Origin of the sequence: Burkholderia sola (genome assembly GCF_905400185.1) — a bacterium.
GTDB lineage: Bacteria > Pseudomonadota > Gammaproteobacteria > Burkholderiales > Burkholderiaceae > Burkholderia > Burkholderia sola.
The window spans coordinates 2,214,683-2,230,940 of sequence record NZ_FR989676.1 but is presented as its reverse complement, the minus strand read 5'-3'; the positions used below and the strand labels follow the sequence as shown (position 1 = coordinate 2,230,940).

General features: G+C 63.8%; 18 protein-coding genes. 4 read left to right on the top strand and 14 right to left on the bottom strand.

Going from position 1 to position 16,258, the window contains the following annotated elements; all coding sequences use genetic code 11:
• Window positions 1-20: 20 nt before the first annotated feature.
• From KR541_RS26445 to KR541_RS26435, 3 genes are read left to right on the top strand one after another with little or no spacing between them, the layout of a single operon-like run.
• On the top strand, window positions 21-572 hold the full coding sequence (locus KR541_RS26445; protein WP_235356227.1) for a TetR/AcrR family transcriptional regulator: 552 nt from the start codon (window positions 21-23) through the stop codon (window positions 570-572).
• Between the two features lie 22 nt (window positions 573-594).
• Window positions 595-1,596: an alpha/beta hydrolase gene (locus tag KR541_RS26440; protein WP_050014097.1), complete on the top strand. Its 1,002-nt coding sequence runs from the start codon at window positions 595-597 to the stop codon at window positions 1,594-1,596.
• Window positions 1,597-1,602: 6 nt separating this feature from the next.
• Window positions 1,603-1,947: a DUF6331 family protein gene (locus KR541_RS26435; protein WP_235356228.1), complete on the top strand. Its 345-nt coding sequence runs from the start codon at window positions 1,603-1,605 to the stop codon at window positions 1,945-1,947.
• Window positions 1,948-2,017: 70 nt separating this feature from the next.
• Here KR541_RS26435 and KR541_RS26430 read toward each other — a convergent pair whose 3' ends face one another.
• Window positions 2,018-2,650, bottom strand: a complete 633-nt coding sequence (locus tag KR541_RS26430) for a LysE family translocator (RefSeq protein ID WP_050014098.1) — start codon at window positions 2,648-2,650, stop codon at window positions 2,018-2,020.
• Window positions 2,651-2,767: 117 nt separating this feature from the next.
• On the opposite strand from KR541_RS26430, the gene KR541_RS26425 reads away from it, so the two are divergent.
• On the top strand, window positions 2,768-3,229 hold the full coding sequence (locus KR541_RS26425; RefSeq protein WP_050014099.1) for an Lrp/AsnC family transcriptional regulator: 462 nt from the start codon (window positions 2,768-2,770) through the stop codon (window positions 3,227-3,229).
• Between the two features lie 111 nt (window positions 3,230-3,340).
• On the opposite strand, the gene KR541_RS26420 is transcribed toward KR541_RS26425, so the two are convergent.
• The 13 genes from KR541_RS26420 to KR541_RS26360 all read right to left on the bottom strand — a co-directional run bounded on the left by KR541_RS26420 (window position 3,341) and on the right by KR541_RS26360 (window position 15,962).
• Window positions 3,341-4,522: a collagen-like triple helix repeat-containing protein gene (locus KR541_RS26420; RefSeq protein WP_216089895.1), complete on the bottom strand. Its 1,182-nt coding sequence runs from the start codon at window positions 4,520-4,522 to the stop codon at window positions 3,341-3,343.
• 263 nt (window positions 4,523-4,785) lie between these two features.
• On the bottom strand, window positions 4,786-5,133 hold the full coding sequence (locus KR541_RS26415; RefSeq protein WP_050014173.1) for a copper-binding protein: 348 nt from the start codon (window positions 5,131-5,133) through the stop codon (window positions 4,786-4,788).
• Between the two features lie 53 nt (window positions 5,134-5,186).
• Window positions 5,187-5,978 carry a DUF2182 domain-containing protein gene (locus tag KR541_RS26410; protein ID WP_050014101.1) on the bottom strand — a complete coding sequence of 264 codons (792 nt, stop codon included), beginning with the start codon at window positions 5,976-5,978 and terminating at the stop codon, window positions 5,187-5,189.
• The gene (locus tag KR541_RS26405; RefSeq protein ID WP_050014102.1) at window positions 5,975-6,619 is read right to left on the bottom strand and encodes a DUF1326 domain-containing protein; all 645 of its coding nucleotides are present in this window, start codon (window positions 6,617-6,619) and stop codon (window positions 5,975-5,977) included. Before KR541_RS26405 ends, KR541_RS26410 begins: the two co-directional genes overlap by 4 nt.
• Window positions 6,620-6,786: 167 nt before the next feature.
• On the bottom strand, window positions 6,787-7,086 hold the full coding sequence (locus KR541_RS26400) for a hypothetical protein (RefSeq protein WP_050014103.1): 300 nt from the start codon (window positions 7,084-7,086) through the stop codon (window positions 6,787-6,789).
• A 219-nt stretch (window positions 7,087-7,305) separates the two neighbouring features.
• Window positions 7,306-7,554: a hypothetical protein gene (locus KR541_RS26395; RefSeq protein ID WP_050014104.1), complete on the bottom strand. Its 249-nt coding sequence runs from the start codon at window positions 7,552-7,554 to the stop codon at window positions 7,306-7,308.
• A gap of 199 nt (window positions 7,555-7,753) precedes the next feature.
• On the bottom strand, window positions 7,754-9,223 hold the full coding sequence (locus tag KR541_RS26390; RefSeq protein WP_080334270.1) for an efflux transporter outer membrane subunit: 1,470 nt from the start codon (window positions 9,221-9,223) through the stop codon (window positions 7,754-7,756).
• Between the two features lie 6 nt (window positions 9,224-9,229).
• A complete protein-coding gene (locus KR541_RS26385; RefSeq protein WP_089489396.1) occupies window positions 9,230-10,360 on the bottom strand; it encodes an ABC transporter permease in 1,131 nt (376 codons plus the stop codon).
• Window positions 10,361-10,362: 2 nt separating this feature from the next.
• Window positions 10,363-11,289, bottom strand: a complete 927-nt coding sequence (locus KR541_RS26380; RefSeq protein ID WP_050014107.1) for an ABC transporter ATP-binding protein — start codon at window positions 11,287-11,289, stop codon at window positions 10,363-10,365.
• Entirely contained in the window at window positions 11,286-12,251 is a 966-nt protein-coding gene (locus tag KR541_RS26375) for an HlyD family secretion protein (RefSeq protein WP_050014108.1), read from the bottom strand. Before KR541_RS26375 ends, KR541_RS26380 begins: the two co-directional genes overlap by 4 nt.
• Window positions 12,252-12,293: 42 nt before the next feature.
• Window positions 12,294-13,508, bottom strand: coding sequence for an alpha/beta hydrolase family protein (locus tag KR541_RS26370; protein ID WP_089489397.1), 1,215 nt, complete (start codon window positions 13,506-13,508; stop codon window positions 12,294-12,296).
• The gene (locus KR541_RS26365) at window positions 13,501-14,712 is read right to left on the bottom strand and encodes a phosphoadenosine phosphosulfate reductase domain-containing protein (protein ID WP_050014110.1); all 1,212 of its coding nucleotides are present in this window, start codon (window positions 14,710-14,712) and stop codon (window positions 13,501-13,503) included. Before KR541_RS26365 ends, KR541_RS26370 begins: the two co-directional genes overlap by 8 nt.
• Window positions 14,709-15,962: a hypothetical protein gene (locus KR541_RS26360; protein WP_150123330.1), complete on the bottom strand. Its 1,254-nt coding sequence runs from the start codon at window positions 15,960-15,962 to the stop codon at window positions 14,709-14,711. The genes KR541_RS26365 and KR541_RS26360 overlap by 4 nt, the downstream gene beginning before the upstream one ends.
• Window positions 15,963-16,258: the final 296 nt, after the last annotated feature.

Genomic DNA, 16,258 nt, shown 5'->3' with positions numbered 1-16,258 from the left:
TGGCGCGTGCCGGCCTTACCGTGGACAAACTCGTCGAAGCCGGCGCGCAACTCGCCGATGAAGCCGGTTTCGAGCAGCTCACCGGCGCGGCGCTCGCGCGGCATTTCGACGTGAAGCTGGCGAGCCTGTATTCCCATATCCCGAGCTTCGACGATCTCAAGAGCCGCATCGCGCTGTTCGCGCTGCAGGAACTGGCCGATCGCGCCGCCGACGCGCTTGCCGGCCGCACCGGCAAGGACGCGCTGGCCGCGCTCGCGAACGTCTATCGCGACTACGCACGGGCGCATCCGGGCCGCTTCGCCGCCGCGCGCCATCCGGTGAGCGCCGAGCGCGCCGCCGCGAGCGCGGGCGGGCAGCTCGTCAGGATGACGTCGGCGGTGCTGCGCAGCTACGACCTGCCGGATGCCGAGCACGCGCATGCGATCCGCCTGCTCGGCGGCTTCTTCATGGGCTACGTGACGCTCGAAAACGCCGGCGGCTTCTCGCACAGCGCACCGGATGCCGACGCGTCGTGGTCGCGCAGCCTCGATGCGCTCGACGCGATGCTGCGCCACTGGCCTTCGCCCGCATGACGCCCCGAACGGAACCCAAGCGATGAAAGACAAACCCGACGGCGTCGTGCTGCCGAGCCGTGTCGTTCCCTTCCCGACCTCGATCAGCGATGAAGCGCGCGCCGCGCTGCAACGCCTGACCGGCGACGACGGCGTGCCGCTGAACGCGCTGCACGCGATGCCGGCCGTCGACGACATCGACGCATGGATGCGCGTGAAGGCCAGCGCCGACGCGCATTACGCGACCGCTGTCGCGCAGTTCGCCGGCTCGTTGCGTTCGGGCGTCGAGACGATCCGGGTCGGCGCTGCGGACGTGCACGTCGCGACACCCGAAGCGGTGCCGTCCGGCGCATGCGCAATCATCGACCTGCACGGCGGTGCGCTGATCGTCGGCGGCGGCGCCGCGTGCCGTGCCGGCGCGCAAATGCAGGCCGACCGGCTCGGCATTCGATGCTACGGCGTCGACTACCGGATGCCGCCCGAGCATCCGTATCCCGCCGCGCTCGACGACTGCGTCGCAACCTATGCCTACGTGCTGAAGCATTACGCACCGGAAAACGTCGTCATCGGCGGCCGTTCGGCCGGCGGCAATCTCGCGGCCGCGATGGTGCTGCGCGCCCGCGACGAGGGCCTGCCGCTGCCGGCCGCGCTGGTGCTGCTGTCGCCGGAAGCCGACCTGACCGAATCCGGCGACAGCTTCGAAACCAACCGGCTCGTCGATGTCGTGCTGCCGGCGCCGCTGATGGCGAACAACCTGCTCTACGCGAACGGCGCCGATCTCGCCCATCCGTATCTGTCGCCGCTGTTCGGCGATTTCGCGGCCGGCTTCCCGCCGACCTTCATCCAGAGCGGCACGCGCGACCTGTTCCTGTCGAACGCCGTGCGGCTGCATCGCGCGTTGCGCCGCGCACAGGTGCCGACCGAACTGCACATATTCGAAGGGATGCCGCACGGCGGGTTCATGGGCGCGCCGGAGGATATCGAGCTGAGCCAGGAAATCGCGCGCTTCGTGCATGCGCACTTGCATTTGCACGCATCGAATTGAGCGAAAATGAACGGCAACGCACACAAGAACGACATCGGCATCGGCCCGGATCGCTGGATCGCCTGCGGCGATCTTGCCGGCGGCCACGCGCAGGCGATCGACGTCGATCCGCATCTGGCGGCCGTCATGCCGTTGATCGACGCGCTGGAGATCCACTGTGTCGCCGGATGCTGCGGCATCGATGCGCTCGGCCTCTGGCCGGACGACATCGCCGTTGCGCTCGACACATGGGAACCCGACGCATTGACACGGCTCGTCGACGATCTGCTGTCGGTTCGGCACGCGATCGAGGCGCTGCCGTCCGATATCGTCGTCAGCATGCGATCAACCAGTACTTCCGGAAAACGGTGATGCTCGAGCTGCTCGCCCATATCCGGACGACGGTCGACGCGATCCGCTCGACCCGCGCTGCCCCGCGCGCCTAGATCAAGCCACGTACGCCCGCGACCAGCTGGATCGCGCCGAATACCGCGACGACCGCTGCCGACATGCGCGACAGCCCGTGCATGAACGCGAACGACAGCTTCGCGCGCAGCGCGGCGGTCGCGCTGCTCAGGCACAGCCACCACGTGGCCGAGCCGACGAACACCCCGGCCACCATCCACGCGACGGTCGCCCACATCGCGCCTTCCCGCGCCCCCGGCAACGGGCCGAGCGCCGCGAAGATCCCGACGAACGACACGATCGTCATCGGGTTCGACAGCGTGAGTCCGAACGTCGTCAGGAAATCGCGCAGAACGGTCGTACGCGGCAACTCGCGCTGCCCCACCGGTGCGGCCGGCGGCTGGCGCGCGATGGTCCATGCGAGCCACACGAGAAACGCGCCGCCGCCGATCTTCAGGCCGACGGTCAGCATCGGGAACGCGGTGACGATGCCCGCGACGCCCAGCGCGCCGAGCAGCCCGTAAATCGCATCGGCGCACGCGGCGCCGATGCCGGTCGCGAATCCGGCCCGGAAGCCGCGGCTCAGGCTGCGCTGAATGCACAGCATGCCGATCGGGCCGACCGGCACCGCGATCGACAGCCCCATCACGACGGATTTGATGAACAACATCGCCTGCTCCTTTCCCACATCCAGTGGCTCGAACAGGCATCGTAGGGAAAATCCGCGCCCCGCTGAATGCGGTTTTTGAGGAAAAATGGCGGCTCTACCTTAAAAACTCCCGCCGCGATGGACGATCTGGACTGGAAGATACTGGCGCTGTTGCAGGACAACGGACGCCTCAGCTATACGGAGCTCGCGCGCCAGGTCCACCTGTCGGTGCCGGCCGTGACGGAACGCGTGAAGCGGCTCGAAGCAGCCGGCGTGGTCGAAGGCTACACCGCGCGGATCAATCCGTCCGCGGCCGGCTATCCGGTGAGCGCGCTGATCGGCATCACGGTGCAGCAACCGGCGAAAGCGAAGTTCCTCAAGCTGCTGGAGACGATTCCCGAAGTCGTCGAATGCCATCACGTGACGGGCGCGGATTCGTACGTGATGCGGTTGGTCGCCGTCAGCATGGCCCATCTCGAACAGCTGATCGAACGCATCAACCTGTACGGCGAAACGCGCACGTCGATCGTGATGTCGACGCCGCTGCCGGCGCGCGGGCTCGCGCGGCCGGCGTCGAAGCCCGGCGACACGCGCAGGTAGCGGGCCACGGTTTCGGGATTGTCCGATGGTCCCGGGCGGGACCCGTGAGCGCCGATGGCGGTCCTTCCCTGGTCATTCGGCCGGGTTCCCGTATGACGCGGCACGGGCCGGCTATTTTCCGGCCACGCCGCCGAGCAGGCCGCCCACCAGCAACGTCACTGGCGCGAGCGGATTGGAGAGACCGCCCAGCGACGAGCCGCCGCCGCTCGTACTGGTCGCGGAGCCGTTGTGCACGGTCGCCGGGATGCCGCCGACCACGCTCGTCACCAGACCGGCAATCGGCGCCGCGCCATTCGCGCCGCTCGGGTTCACGAGGCCGCCCGCATTGGTCACCGTGTTGCCGACCGCCCGGACGAGACTGCCGGCAGCGCCGACGATCGGCTGAGGCGACGTGGACGTCACCTGCCATCCGGCCGACGTGATCGCCCCGCCGACCTGTCCGAGCAGGCCCGCGACCGGCTGCCCGAGGCCGGTTGCGGTGCCGACCTGCTGCGTGAGTTGGCCCGCCGTCGTCACGACCGGCGTGATCGCGGTGCTGATCGCTTGCGTCGCCTGCTGGACCGGGCCCGACGACAGCGCCGAGCCGAGCATGGTGCCGCCCGACTTCAGGCCGCCGGCCACCGTGTCGAGCAGGCCGCCGACGGGCGTCGCGAACGGCGCGAGCGGCGACAGCGGGCCGGCGCCGAGCGCCTTCACCGTTTCGCTGAGGCCGTTGACCGGGTTGCCGGTCGAGCCGACGAGGGTGCCGAGGCCCGCGACCGTCCCGCCGACAGGGTTCGGCGTGAAGCCGATCTGGCCGATACCGTTGCTCACGGCATTCGTCGTATCGCGGATGATCGTGCCGACGCCGGTGACCGTGTCGGCCGGCCCGGCCGTCGCGGCCTTGCCGACCCCGGGCAACGTCACGTCGCCGAGCGTCGCCCCTGCGGCCAGCACGACTGCGCCGGCGGAACTGATGATGCCGTTCGTGCCGGGTGTGCCGCTGGTTCCGCTCGTTCCGCTCGTTCCGCTAGTCCCACTAGTCCCACTAGTCCCGCTAGTCCCGCTAGTCCCACTAGTCCCACTAGTCCCACTAGTCCCACTAGTCCCGCTAGTCCCACTAGTCCCACTAGTCCCGCTAGTCCCGCTAGTCCCGCTAGTCCCGCTGGTTCCGCTGGTTCCGCTCGTACTCGTCCCGATAGTGTTACCTGCCGGCGTCGGTGCCGTAACGTCCCCACCGCCGCAGCCCGCGAGTGCACACGCAGCGGCAACGGCGGCGAGTGCAACATTCGCCGTGATGAAGTGATCTTGCATGGAAGCCCCCGTTCGCTATTCAGCCGATCACTCCACCAAGCATCTACCGTGCCATTTCCATCGGCCTCCTTCACAGTTTCACAGTCGCCTTGCAATGGACGTCCACGCCGCGCGGCGGGGAAGCGCGCATCGGATGCGGATCGTGCTGCCCGGCTCAGCCCGGGCAGGCATTCCGATAACACTGACGTAACACCGGCCCTGCGTTACGTAGCACAAGAAGGGAAAAACCGACGGCGCCCACCCGTGCGCACGCCGGATCGTCGTCACGGTCGCTTCACCAGCTTCACGATCGTCAGTGTGCCGTTGACGTTTTCCACCCGAACCCGAACCTTGTCGCCTACATGCAGCGACGGGATCATCGCCGCGTCGCCGGCCCTGAATGCCATCGTCATCGGCGGCATCCCGATGTTGTCGAGCGCGCCATGCTTCAGCGTCACGCGCCTGCGCCCGGCGTCGATTTCCTTGACTTCGGCATCGGTCATTTTCGAATCCTGCGCCAACATGCTCGCATCGCCTGAATTCATGCCCGACATGTCGCCGCCCGCGAGCGCCGGCATTGCAATGACCGCCATCGCAAACGACATGGCGACAGTGTGAAAGCGGATCTTCATCGAGCGTCTCCCGTCGCACCCGGCGTGTTTCTGCCGCCAGCCGGTGCCGCGCATCACACGATCAACGTCACACCGGCCCACGCAATCAGCACGACACCCAGCACGCGGCCGATACGATCGCCGCCGGGCACGACCTTTTCCACGAACACGAACAGCGACAACGCGACGATCCACACGACATTCATTACGCCGCCGACGAACAGCAGCGCCATCAGCAACCAGCAGCAGCCCACGCAAACCACACCGTGCCGCGCGCCCAGCAGGAAACTGCCGGCAACGCCCGGACGCCAGTGCGCAACCAGGAACGCCGCCGGCGCACGGCATTGCCGCAGACACGCGCGTTTCAGCGGCGAGAATTGATAGAGCCCGGCCAGCGCCAGCACGATGGCGGAAAGGAGTGCGCTCTTCGACCACAGCATCATCGCGGAGATCAGCCCGGCCGGCTGCAGCAGCGCCTGAAGCAACGCCGCGCCGATCGAGAACGCGAGCCATGTCGTCAGATAGCCGGCCAGCAGCGCCACCGACGTGAACGCCGATCCCGCCGCTCCGTTGCCGTGCTGCCGCAGCACGCGCCGGTACAGCATCACGAGCGGCGCGGCGCCAGGCGTCATCATCGCGATCATCATCACCCACCACATCGCGATCACGGTCGGCAGAGACGGATCCATGCTGCCCATGCCATCCGCCAGCCGATGCGGAAACAGCGCGACGGTCGTCATCTCCCGTGCCGACATGCCGGTTCCCGCGCCGGTCCACAGGTAAAACCAGCACAGGCCGACGAGCGCGGCCATGCCGAGCAGCGTGACGGCGCGCTCGCGCGCGAGCCATGTATCGACCGGCGTCATGCCGCGACGCGATGCCGGATCAGCCCGTGGTTGTTCAGATGCAGCCGAGCGAATTGCGCATAGGTTCCGTCGAGATTCAGCTCGATGTTGCCCTGCGAGCGCCCCGTTCCCGAACCGATCTCGGCCAGCTCGTATTCGAAACCGTGCGGCAGGTCGATCCGCACACGGTGCTCGTCTCCCGTCACCGGATTGCGGATCGGTTCGCCGGCGGCATCGAACACACCGTCCACGTGAATCCGGCCCCGCCGCGCGTCGACATCGACGTCGAAATCGATCGTCGTGAAGATCGGATCGAACGCGTGCTCGAGCGTCGACGCATACACCGAGAACATCGTCGCGAATGGATCGGTATCCTGACCGGTCATGATTTTCAGCACGGCGTCTCGCTGCGCCGGACTCGCGCGCTCGTCGACGATCGGCTGGCACTTGCCTTTCCCTTCGTGAACCGCACCCGGCCATTGAAACACCACCGCGATCCTGACGCCGTCGAGCACCACGTCGCCGTAGTGGCCGCGGTCGATCGAAATCGCGCCCATCGCTTCGCAGCTGCCGTTGGTCGGCAACGCATTGAACTGGCAAGGGCAACCGTATGAGCAATTGCAACTGATCATTTCGGTGCCCTGAATCTCCCACGGCGTCATGGCTTCACCTCGCGCTCGGAAACGGACGAACGCTTCGAATCTAGTGCACGCGACCGGGGAAAGCAAAGCGATAACGACAGCATGAAAACCGCGGGTTTCGGCCTCACGTAAGACGTTTCGGGATGGGTTCGCGCGGTTGTGCCGGCAACCGTCCGGTCACCCCGTTCTCACACGAACAGCGACACGACGATTGCACACCACACCGCGCTCGCGCCGCACAGAAACACGCGTCGCGCGACGAACATTCGCGACTCGTCGTCGGGCGTTTTCATCGGCGACGTCGCGAGAAACGGCACGCTGGCGAGGCACGCGAACCCGGCCAGCGCGGGAACGATCACGACGTAGTCGCCGAACCGCCAGGGCAATGCTTCGTGCCATCCCCAGTAGCCGAGAAACAGCATGCCGATCGAGAACATCGTCGCCGCGGCCGAGCTGAGCGCGACCACCGATCCTGCTGGAAATTGCACGGGAACCTCCCCTCGCGCAGCGCGCGATGCAACGCCTGTCGCCGGAGATCAGCATGATCTCGTCCGCCGGCAGCGGAATCAGCGTTCGTTTGGGACGCGAATGCATCGAGCGCACCGTCTCCACTCGTCAGCGAATGCGCGTTGTCACGGATTGACGGATTCGATCCGGTCGAGCGGTATTTCGTGCCCGTTCAATCGGGCAGCACCTGCATGACGTGGCTAACCCGGTTTCTTCGTGCCCTGCGCAACGGAAATCCACCCGACCACCGCCGCGGCGACCCAGCAACAAGTGATCATCAAGTCCAGATCCATCCAGCCCTGGAAATTCGTGCTGTTTTCGAAGCTGCAGCGCTGATGGCCCCTGACCCACATGCAGCCGCTGATCAACTGCTGGACGTGCATGTAGATGCTGTACACGGCAACCGCCGACGCGATGACGGCGACCCGCAGGCTTAGGCTCTTTTTCATTGACGCTGAAGGCGTGGGATGGTCGTGGGATGGTCTCCCGACGATCTTAAGCCAATGGCGATGCGTGACGCAATCGATCCGGTGTCGACCCGATTGACCGGCACGCGTAAAGAGCGTCGATTCCGACAGCGGCGAGCGGATGCGGGACGGCGCGGGTCGGCGCTCGCCGACTCTGGCCCCCCGCCCGGCGTCCGGACTGTCAATCCGGACGAGACGCATCGCCACCGACGGCGGCAAAGAACGAAACCGTACTGGCCATTCTCGCCGCGCGAACGCGAGCGACCTCGATCCGCGTCAGGTCGTATGCATACTCGTCCCGTAGCACACGGAGCCGGTCCGAACTGCCGTTATCGAACTGGCGACGGGTCATCTCCAGAACGGTCCGTTGCCGTCGCGCGACCGCGCTACGGGCCTGCAGCGCGGTCGCATCGCGATCGATTTCGGTCATCGCATCGGCGACGCTCTGCAACGCGCCCAGCACGACCTTCCGGTAGTCTTCGAACGTGGCATGGTAAGCGGCAACCGCCGCATCCCGCGCCGCACGCAATTCTCCACCATGAAAAACCGGTGCGCTGAGCTGAGCACCGATATTCCAGATCGTCGTACCGCCGGCGAACAACTGACCGAGCACCAGCGGTGACGACCCAATGCGCGCATCCAATTCGATCCGCGGGTAAAGATTGGCCGTGGCAATGCCGGCCAGCTCGCCGGCTATATGCAGGCTCGCCTCCGCTGCGAGAATGTCGGGCCGTTGCCGCACAAGCTCCGACGGAACCACCGATGGCAGATCCTGCGGCAACTGCAAATCGTCCAAGCGAAACTGCGGCAGCGATACGGGCGATGGAACACCGGCATAGACCGCAAGTTGAAACCGAACCTGCAGCAGTTCCGCGCGCAATACCGCCAGTTCTGCCTCGATTCGATCAGCGTCCGAATCGCCATCGATCGTTTCCCGATACGCGACGCTGCCGATTTCATGCCGTTCGTGCAGCATCTGCCGAACGGCTTGCCGGTTCTGCAACACTGCGTCGGTCAATTCGATTTCGTCGCGCAGCCGCCCTTCCCGGACCACCGCAGCGATGATATTGCTGGCCAGTGTCAAGCGTGCAGCGTCTGCCTGATGCTGTCTCAGAGCCGCTTCGTACCGTTTCGCCGCGATCCGATGGCGCTGCGCACCGAAGAAATCGAAGTCGTATCGGACGTTCACGTTCGTGTTGTAGAGCATGAACGGGGACGGGTTCGGAATCATCGGCAAGCCGGCAGCTGCGGTATTCAACTGCTCCCTTTTGGCCGACGCGCCGAGGTCGATCTGCGGATAGCGACTGGCACCGTGTTGTCCCGCAAGATACTTCGTGGCCTCGATCAACCGCGACTCCGCGCTCTTTACGGACGGACTATCCTGCATCGCCTGCTCGACGAGTGCATCCAGCGCCGGCGAGCCAAAGCGCCGCCACCAACGCGGATCGGGTTCGCCACGCACACCCGCGTCATTGCGATCGATCGACCTGGCACTCATTCCCATGAAGGTGGAAGGCAATGCCAGCTCGCCCGCGGAGCGTGGGATAAACGCGGGATGGCTGCACCCCTGCACCGCGACGATGGCAACCGCGATCAACAGGACCGCAATCGCACGGCAGGCGCGGCGGCGTGGAGAGGTTCGTTGTGCCATCGTCGTTCAATCGAGCGTGGTTCGGTACGCGAGCAGGCCGACCGTCATCGCAACCAGCGCGAAAACGACCATTGTCGCGGCATCGGGCCATACTTCGTTCCATCCGCTCCCCTTCAGAAGGACACCTCGAATGGCCCGGTTGAAATAGGTCAACGGCAATCCGTTGCCGAGCAGACGCGCCCAGCCCGGCATGCCTGCAAACGGAAACATGAATCCGGAGAGCAGGACGCTCGGCAGGAAATAGAAGAACGTCATCTGCATCGCCTGCAACTGGTTGCGTGCGACCGACGAAATAGCGATGCCAACCATCAGGTTCGCGACGATCAGCAACGATGCGAGGCAATAGACCGTTACAGGATTGCCTTCAAACGGCACGCCGAACACGAACCGGGCCGCCAGCAGGATGATCGTGCATTGCAGGAGGCCAATCAGAATGTACGGCACGATTTTTCCGCAGATCACCTCGATCGAGGTTGCCGGTGACGCGAGGATGTTCTCGATCGTTCCGCGTTCACGTTCACGCGTGATGGCGAGGCTCGTCATCATGACCATCGTCATCGACAAGATGACGCCCATCAATCCGGGGATGATGTTGTACTGCGTAATGCCGGCCGGATTGTAGATCCGGTGCACGCGGGCCGAGAATATTTGCGGTGACGCAGTTGTCGCCAAGGCCCCCGTCAAATCCTTGTTCAACACCGTCTGCGTCATCGTATTGAACGCGGCGATCGCATTTCCCGTTGCCGCGGGATCGGTCGCATCCGCCTCGACCAGAATTTCCGGACGCTCGTTGCGCACCAGCCGGCGCGAGAAGTCGTGCGGCACGCTGACTACGAACTGCACGGTGCCCTTTTGCAGCGCGTCACGGGCCGCCCGTTCGGAAAACAGGCCGCCCCGGACATCGAAATATCCCGTGTTGCGCATACCGGCGACGAGCGATCGCGAAAATTCGCTTGTGTCGTCAGCGAGCACGATCGTCGGAAGATGCCGAGGGTCGCTGTTGATCGCAAAACCGAACAGCGCCAGCTGCACGATCGGCAACACGGCGATCATCCCGAGCGTCACGCGATCGCGACGGATCTGAAGGAATTCCTTCGTCACCATGCTCCACCAGCGGGAAATCGAGAATTCGATCATGATCAGCCGGGCTCCCCCGATGCGTCCTTCATCAAATGCAGGAAAACGTGCTCGATATTCGTCGCGATTCTGTGAACCTCGACACCATCGCCGCAGACGGCTGCGAGACTCGCCGCAAGCATGGCCTCGTCGCGTCCCGATACGTGCAGTGCACGACCGAACGCAATCACCTGTTCGATGCCCGGCCGGCCCTTGAGCCGGTCGTTCAGCCGGACGAGATCGCCCCCCGACACCGACCAGGTATGGAGCGCGTGCCTCCGTACGAGATCACCGGCCTCGCCGTGTGCCAGCAGCGTGCCGTACGAGATGTAGGCCAGCTTGTGGCAACGCTCGGCCTCGTCCATATAGTGCGTGCTGACGAGCACCGAAATACCGCGGGCCGCCAGACGGTGCAGTTCCTCCCAGAACACCCTGCGCACGCCCGGGTCGACACCGGCCGTCGGTTCGTCGAGCAGCAGTAGTTCCGGCGACTGCAACAGCGCAGCGGCAAGCGCCACCCGCTGCTTCCAGCCGCCCGACAACGAGCCGGTCAGCTGGCTCGCGCGCGACTCCAGACCCATCTCGGCGAGAATTCGCGCGACGCGTTGCTTTCGCGCGTCGATCGCATACAGCCGGGCGACGAAGTCGAGGTTCTCCCGCACCGTCAGATCGTCCCAGTACGAAAAACGCTGCGTCATGTAGCCGACTCGTCGCTTGATCTCCCGGCATTGCGTCAGGATGTCGAATCCGAGACAGGTTCCGCTGCCGGAATCCGGCGTCAGCAATCCGCACATCATGCGCAACGAGGTTGTCTTGCCACTCCCGTTCGGACCGAGAAAGCCGAATATCTCGCCGCGGCCGACCTGCAGGCTCAGGTTCTTGACGACGTGCCGGGTGCCGAAATGCTTGTTCAGATCGCGCACATCGATCAGCGGCATCGCACGGTTCATGGCGTCACCTCGATCGGCAGGCCGGGATGTAGACTCCGCGCGGCAACGGTATCGGGCCGCGCCTCGACGAGAAACACCAGCTTCGAACGCGCATCGTTGCTGTAGATGACCGGTGGCGTATATTCCGCGTCCGACGCGATATGGCTGATCGTCGCCGTATAGCCGCGTTCGCAGCCGTCGCATGCGATCCTCACGACACGACCGACGTGTAAATTGGCCAGCGCGGCCTCAGGCACGAAGAAGCGCACTTTCGTATTGCGATCGACCAGAATCTTGACTACCGGGTTGCCGGCGACGACCCACTCGCCCGGCGTGAAGAACGTATCGACGACGACGCCCTCGCCGGGGGCCTCCACGGACAGTTGCCGGTATTGCGTCTGCAACCGTTCGTATTCGGCCCGCTGTGCGTCCGCGCTCTGTCGTTGAGAATGCAGTTGACCGTCGCGTGCCGGCAAACGCGCCGTCCTCAGTTGACTGGCGAGCTCGCTGACTCGTGCTTTGTCCACCCGGGCTGCCGCACGTTCGCGTTCGAGCTGATCGCGCGAGATCGCCTGTATCCGGTAGTCGTCTTCTGCACGCGCGAGCCGTTGCGTTGAAAGGGCGGCGCTCGCCCGGGCCTGTTCGATCTGTGCCTTCACCGTATCGATTTCCGATGGGCGCTTGCCCTGCTGCAGGTCGCCAAGTACGTTCAGCGACGATTGCCACTGGTGATACTGACGCTTGATCGCCTGTTCCAGGTCCGGCGCGCCGATCTCGAAGACGACCGCGCCCGATTCGACACGATCGCCGCGCGCCGCGCGCAATGTCTTCAGGTTTCCCGCGTATGGCGCAGACAGATAGGAAAACTGCCCTTCGACATAGCCGTGATACGTTTCCGGCGACTTGGTACAGCCCGCGGCGAAGAAGCACGCGCAAACGAAGCCGTACCCGACCCACCGGGGCATGAGCGTGATGCGTTCCATAGTGAAAGAACCGAATGTGGCGCGGTTGTATGCGATGAACGCTTACGCGGTCGGCGCGCGATGGCCCGACTGGCATCGAGCGCCGATTCGCTGCCTGTAGGCATCGAAAAACTCCGCGGCTGCAGCTCGCCGGATTTCCGTCACGTATTGCGTGCAGCAATGGTCTCCATCGGCGAACAACGTCAGCTTGACGCCGTCGGTTCGCCCGAGCTCGTTCAGGGTATCGCGCAGCCATGTCTTGTCTGCGACCGACACCAGCGGATCGCGGCCGCCATGAACGATGTGGACACGGGCACGGATCTTTCCGAGCATCGTGACGTCGCGGATGGCGAAGTGGTCGACCGAATCCCGGGCGTCGTCGAGCGACGTAATGCCGAGAATCTGGCAAAACTTGCTTTTCAGGAAGAAAGGCAGCTTGTTGAATTGGCGCGCATCGACCGGGCCGCCCAGATCGAGAATCGCTCCAACACGCGAGTCGACTGCTGCAATCTTGTAAGCCCACATGCCGCCCCAACTGATACCGGCAATGGCATAGCCTTCCGTGTCAATTCCCGGATAGTCGGTCAACGCGTCGACGGCCGCGACGATCGCCTCGTCGAAGTTCTCCGGCCACGTCGCGCCATCGAGCAGAAATGTTTCGCCTTGCCCTGGGCCGTCGATGCACAACACGGCAAAACCCGCTTCGGAAAACAATAGCTCGCTCGCAAGATGCTCTTCCTTGACGTCGTCCATGCCGTGCACGATCACGACCAACGGAATCGGCCCCGACGATAAGCTCGGTTCCGGCAAATGCAGGTTCGCCCACATCGGTTTGCCTTGCCAGTCGATGCGCATACGGGCGAATCGCCCACCAAATGCCCGGCGTTCGGCCTCGATGTAGAAGTCTCGACAGTGCCGATAGGCCCTCGTCTTCGCCTCCGAAAGCGGCAGGCAGCCCCATTGGACCAGATGGGCGAGGAACGACAACCGCCGGTAGTGCGCAATGGCATCGTCGCCAGACATCCCAGCCAGCATCGCCTCGACCTGCCGAATCTCGGCTTGCAGGAAGTCCATGCCTTCCGTCGGCCAGTCGGAAAGACCGTCTATCGCCGCAAGGAAGCGATCGAGCGTGTTCTGGTCGAACAGCGCCGCCCGCCAGCGATTCCAGAACGGCCGCGTGATGTTCTTCACGCCCACGACGCGCGACAGCGCGAAGACGGCGCGACTCAGAATGTGATCGGCAAAGGAGTAGGTCTCGGTTTCGCTCAGGTTACGCATCGTGATTACCCTGCCTAATCTTCACGCCGAGTTCGGCGGCCTCCTGCTCGCTCAAGCCGAGCATGGTTGCGCCGAGGCGCACGATGGCCGGATCCGGCGAGCCCGCGGCCGCCTGATCCGGCGCGTACCCGAGCCGACGTTCGTTCGCGTCGATGACCTGATACAGATCGAAACCGAATCTCGAACGCATGACCGCCCGGCCCAACTCGTTGATCATGCAATTCGAGCTGCATGCGCCCGTATTTTTCGGGCGGATCCAGTCATATCGATCGATAAGCGCAATCTGGATCTCCCTCTCGGGCTTGCGCACGAGTTCGTAGTACGGCACGAGCACGGTCGGAAACCCGATCTTGTCGGGATCCGCATCGAGCGAAGCCGCGTGATCCGGGATCGCTTTGCGGAACGGCTGCACGAACCTGGCGACGAGATCGTTGACCTTCGGCAAGGCTTGCGCCGACAACACGCCCGCACCCTCCAGATTCAACCGGTTCTGCCCTTTCTGCGTGCCGATGAAGCACAGCGGAATGCGATGACGATTCGCAAAGGCGCTTGCGCTGACCGCGATCAGCGAAAAACACGGCCAGCACGCGGAGCCGTACGTCATGGCTCCCTTCTGTAGATCGACATCCGAGTTCCCGTCGATCGAAAATCCCGATCGGAACAGCGTATCCGCAAGCGCTTTATCCGGACGTTCGATCACAAGCGGAATACCGAGTTTGGCGGTGACGCGCCGTGCACTCTCGAGTGTTTGCGGCGACTGGTAACCGGGATCCAGCATCCACGCGCAAACATTCAATCCTTTCTCCGCCAGTTGAACCAGCATGTAGGTGCTGTCCTTGCCGCCGCTGTAGAGCACCATCGCGGAATACGTCGAACGCGGTTCGCGTGCCGGAATCGAATCGAGCATGGCGGCCGCCGTCCCGAGACCGCCGTCACCGACGATTGGCAAGCGTTTCGCGACCGACAGCGCCTTGTGACGCCAGGTTCGTTCGCCGTGGGCGCTGGAAATAATCGCATCGAGCAACCATTCGTGATCGGCGTCTCGTTCGTATTCGCGGCGGCGCCGATCGGATTGCATGCCCGAACAGTGTGCGCATAGCGCCGACGCTACGGTCTTGTCGACGTCGGTGCCATTCATCAGCGCGTCGTAGTGCAACGGCATCCCGCAGCGATTGCATCCTCGATAGATCGGGATCGTCTTCACGAACGGCCTCCTCGCTCGCCGGACAATCCGTCCCCATCGCGCAGAAAACGGCGGAAAGCGGTCACATCAAGCACATGCTTTCCGCATTGGAGGGACGGAATTCCGAACTTCAGCTCATCGAACGCGCGCTCGTAGGCGAGCAGTTGTGCCACATCGGCCTCGCCGATATTGCTTGCGAGCTGCGGCAGACTGGCGCGTAATACCCCCTCGGCCAGGCACGACCATGAGACGACGCTGCCGTGTCCGACGTCATCGGCGAAATCGAACGGAAAGAACGACCGATATGCGGTCGCACCTGCATCGACGAGCCCTGCGTCGCACGGAAGGATGTCGCCACGTGCCCGCACGCGCGCCCACGCTGCGTTGCGATCCCAGCAATATGGCTGGCTGTCGTCGATCAGGATCGTGCCGGCGCGCACGAGGTCGATATCGAGGATGGATGGCGTGCTGACCGCACTGACGATTACGTTGGCATCGCGGTAGCACCGGCTGCCATCCGGCAACGCGTAACGCGTCGGAAGCACCTCTACCGATACCCGCATCGGTGAACATGCCATCACTTCGTCTGCAATCGCGCGAACCCTGTCCTGCTGTTGCAGCGTGTCGACGAGGATCAACTCCGCGGGTCGCGTGGCCCGGGGCGAGTGCGCCAGCAGCCTCGCTACTCCCGCGCCCACACTGCCAACGCCAAGGATGGCGAGAACCGCATCGCCACCGCTCAATCCCGACTCGGACAGTGCCTTGTCGATCTGCCGGACGATCGAGACCGACGTCACCGCATGGCCGGTCGTCAATTCGATACCGAGTTCCTTCGAACGTGCTTCGATGCGGCGGCCGTAATTCGTCAGCGCCCCCGTCAGGCCGCCCAGGCAGACATGTCGTGCGCCCATCGCGGCCGCCTTGGTCAACCCCTCCTTCTCCATGCGACTGCGACTCGATGCACGCTTTCTCGGATCGAGCATGTCTTCCGCGAGAATCGGCAAAAAAAGGATTCCGATGTTGATGCCTTTCGCCTCGATGATCTCGCCATAGACGGGTTGCAGACAGTCCAGCAGATCAGCGAGTGCGTCGCCGTCGAGCATGCCCGCCCACGGAAACATCCGCTCGACATCGGCTCTATCGCGCGGATGAGTCAGCAGAACGACGTCCACGTCGCGCGGCGCACCGCGTCTCAGCCATTTTCTCTGCGCGGAAGGACCAAAATAGACATTCGATGCCGTTGCGGCTCGGGATTCTTTTGTTTCATCCATTGATGCGCCTCCATCATTAAAATTCGAATAGACACGACAAATCCATACAGGATGGATTTAAATTCGATCAGATGTGGTAAACCGAAAACCCGAATGCGACTAGACCAAAGAAAAACCCGCAAGCGAAGCGAATCGCCATCGTCAGTTGGGACGCACGATGCAGGAAAGTAAAACTCGGGACGAAGCAAAAACCCCCTAGACTGGCGACGGATTCTATTTTTATGGAATCAATGCGTCAATGCATGACGATGCGCCTTTTCATTCTAATTTTGAGATTGAGGTGATAATTTTCAGTT

Excerpts from the sequence above, each read along its gene's own strand:
- KR541_RS26435 (WP_235356228.1), top strand. The coding sequence starts at position 1,603 with ATGAACGGCAACGCACACAAGAACGACATCGGCATCGGCCCGGATCGC.
- KR541_RS26430 (WP_050014098.1), bottom strand. The coding sequence starts at position 2,650 with ATGTTGTTCATCAAATCCGTCGTGATGGGGCTGTCGATCGCGGTGCCG.
- KR541_RS26370 (WP_089489397.1), bottom strand. The coding sequence starts at position 13,508 with ATGCGTAACCTGAGCGAAACCGAGACCTACTCCTTTGCCGATCACATT.
- KR541_RS26390 (WP_080334270.1), bottom strand. The coding sequence starts at position 9,223 with ATGGCACAACGAACCTCTCCACGCCGCCGCGCCTGCCGTGCGATTGCG.
- KR541_RS26420 (WP_216089895.1), bottom strand. The coding sequence starts at position 4,522 with ATGCAAGATCACTTCATCACGGCGAATGTTGCACTCGCCGCCGTTGCC.
- KR541_RS26405 (WP_050014102.1), bottom strand. The coding sequence starts at position 6,619 with ATGACGCCGTGGGAGATTCAGGGCACCGAAATGATCAGTTGCAATTGC.
- KR541_RS26440 (WP_050014097.1), top strand. The coding sequence starts at position 595 with ATGAAAGACAAACCCGACGGCGTCGTGCTGCCGAGCCGTGTCGTTCCC.
- KR541_RS26385 (WP_089489396.1), bottom strand. The coding sequence starts at position 10,360 with ATGATCGAATTCTCGATTTCCCGCTGGTGGAGCATGGTGACGAAGGAA.
- KR541_RS26415 (WP_050014173.1), bottom strand. The coding sequence starts at position 5,133 with ATGAAGATCCGCTTTCACACTGTCGCCATGTCGTTTGCGATGGCGGTC.
- KR541_RS26425 (WP_050014099.1), top strand. The coding sequence starts at position 2,768 with ATGGACGATCTGGACTGGAAGATACTGGCGCTGTTGCAGGACAACGGA.
- KR541_RS26375 (WP_050014108.1), bottom strand. The coding sequence starts at position 12,251 with ATGGAACGCATCACGCTCATGCCCCGGTGGGTCGGGTACGGCTTCGTT.
- KR541_RS26410 (WP_050014101.1), bottom strand. The coding sequence starts at position 5,978 with ATGACGCCGGTCGATACATGGCTCGCGCGCGAGCGCGCCGTCACGCTG.
- KR541_RS26380 (WP_050014107.1), bottom strand. The coding sequence starts at position 11,289 with ATGAACCGTGCGATGCCGCTGATCGATGTGCGCGATCTGAACAAGCAT.
- KR541_RS26395 (WP_050014104.1), bottom strand. The coding sequence starts at position 7,554 with ATGAAAAAGAGCCTAAGCCTGCGGGTCGCCGTCATCGCGTCGGCGGTT.
- KR541_RS26360 (WP_150123330.1), bottom strand. The coding sequence starts at position 15,962 with ATGGATGAAACAAAAGAATCCCGAGCCGCAACGGCATCGAATGTCTAT.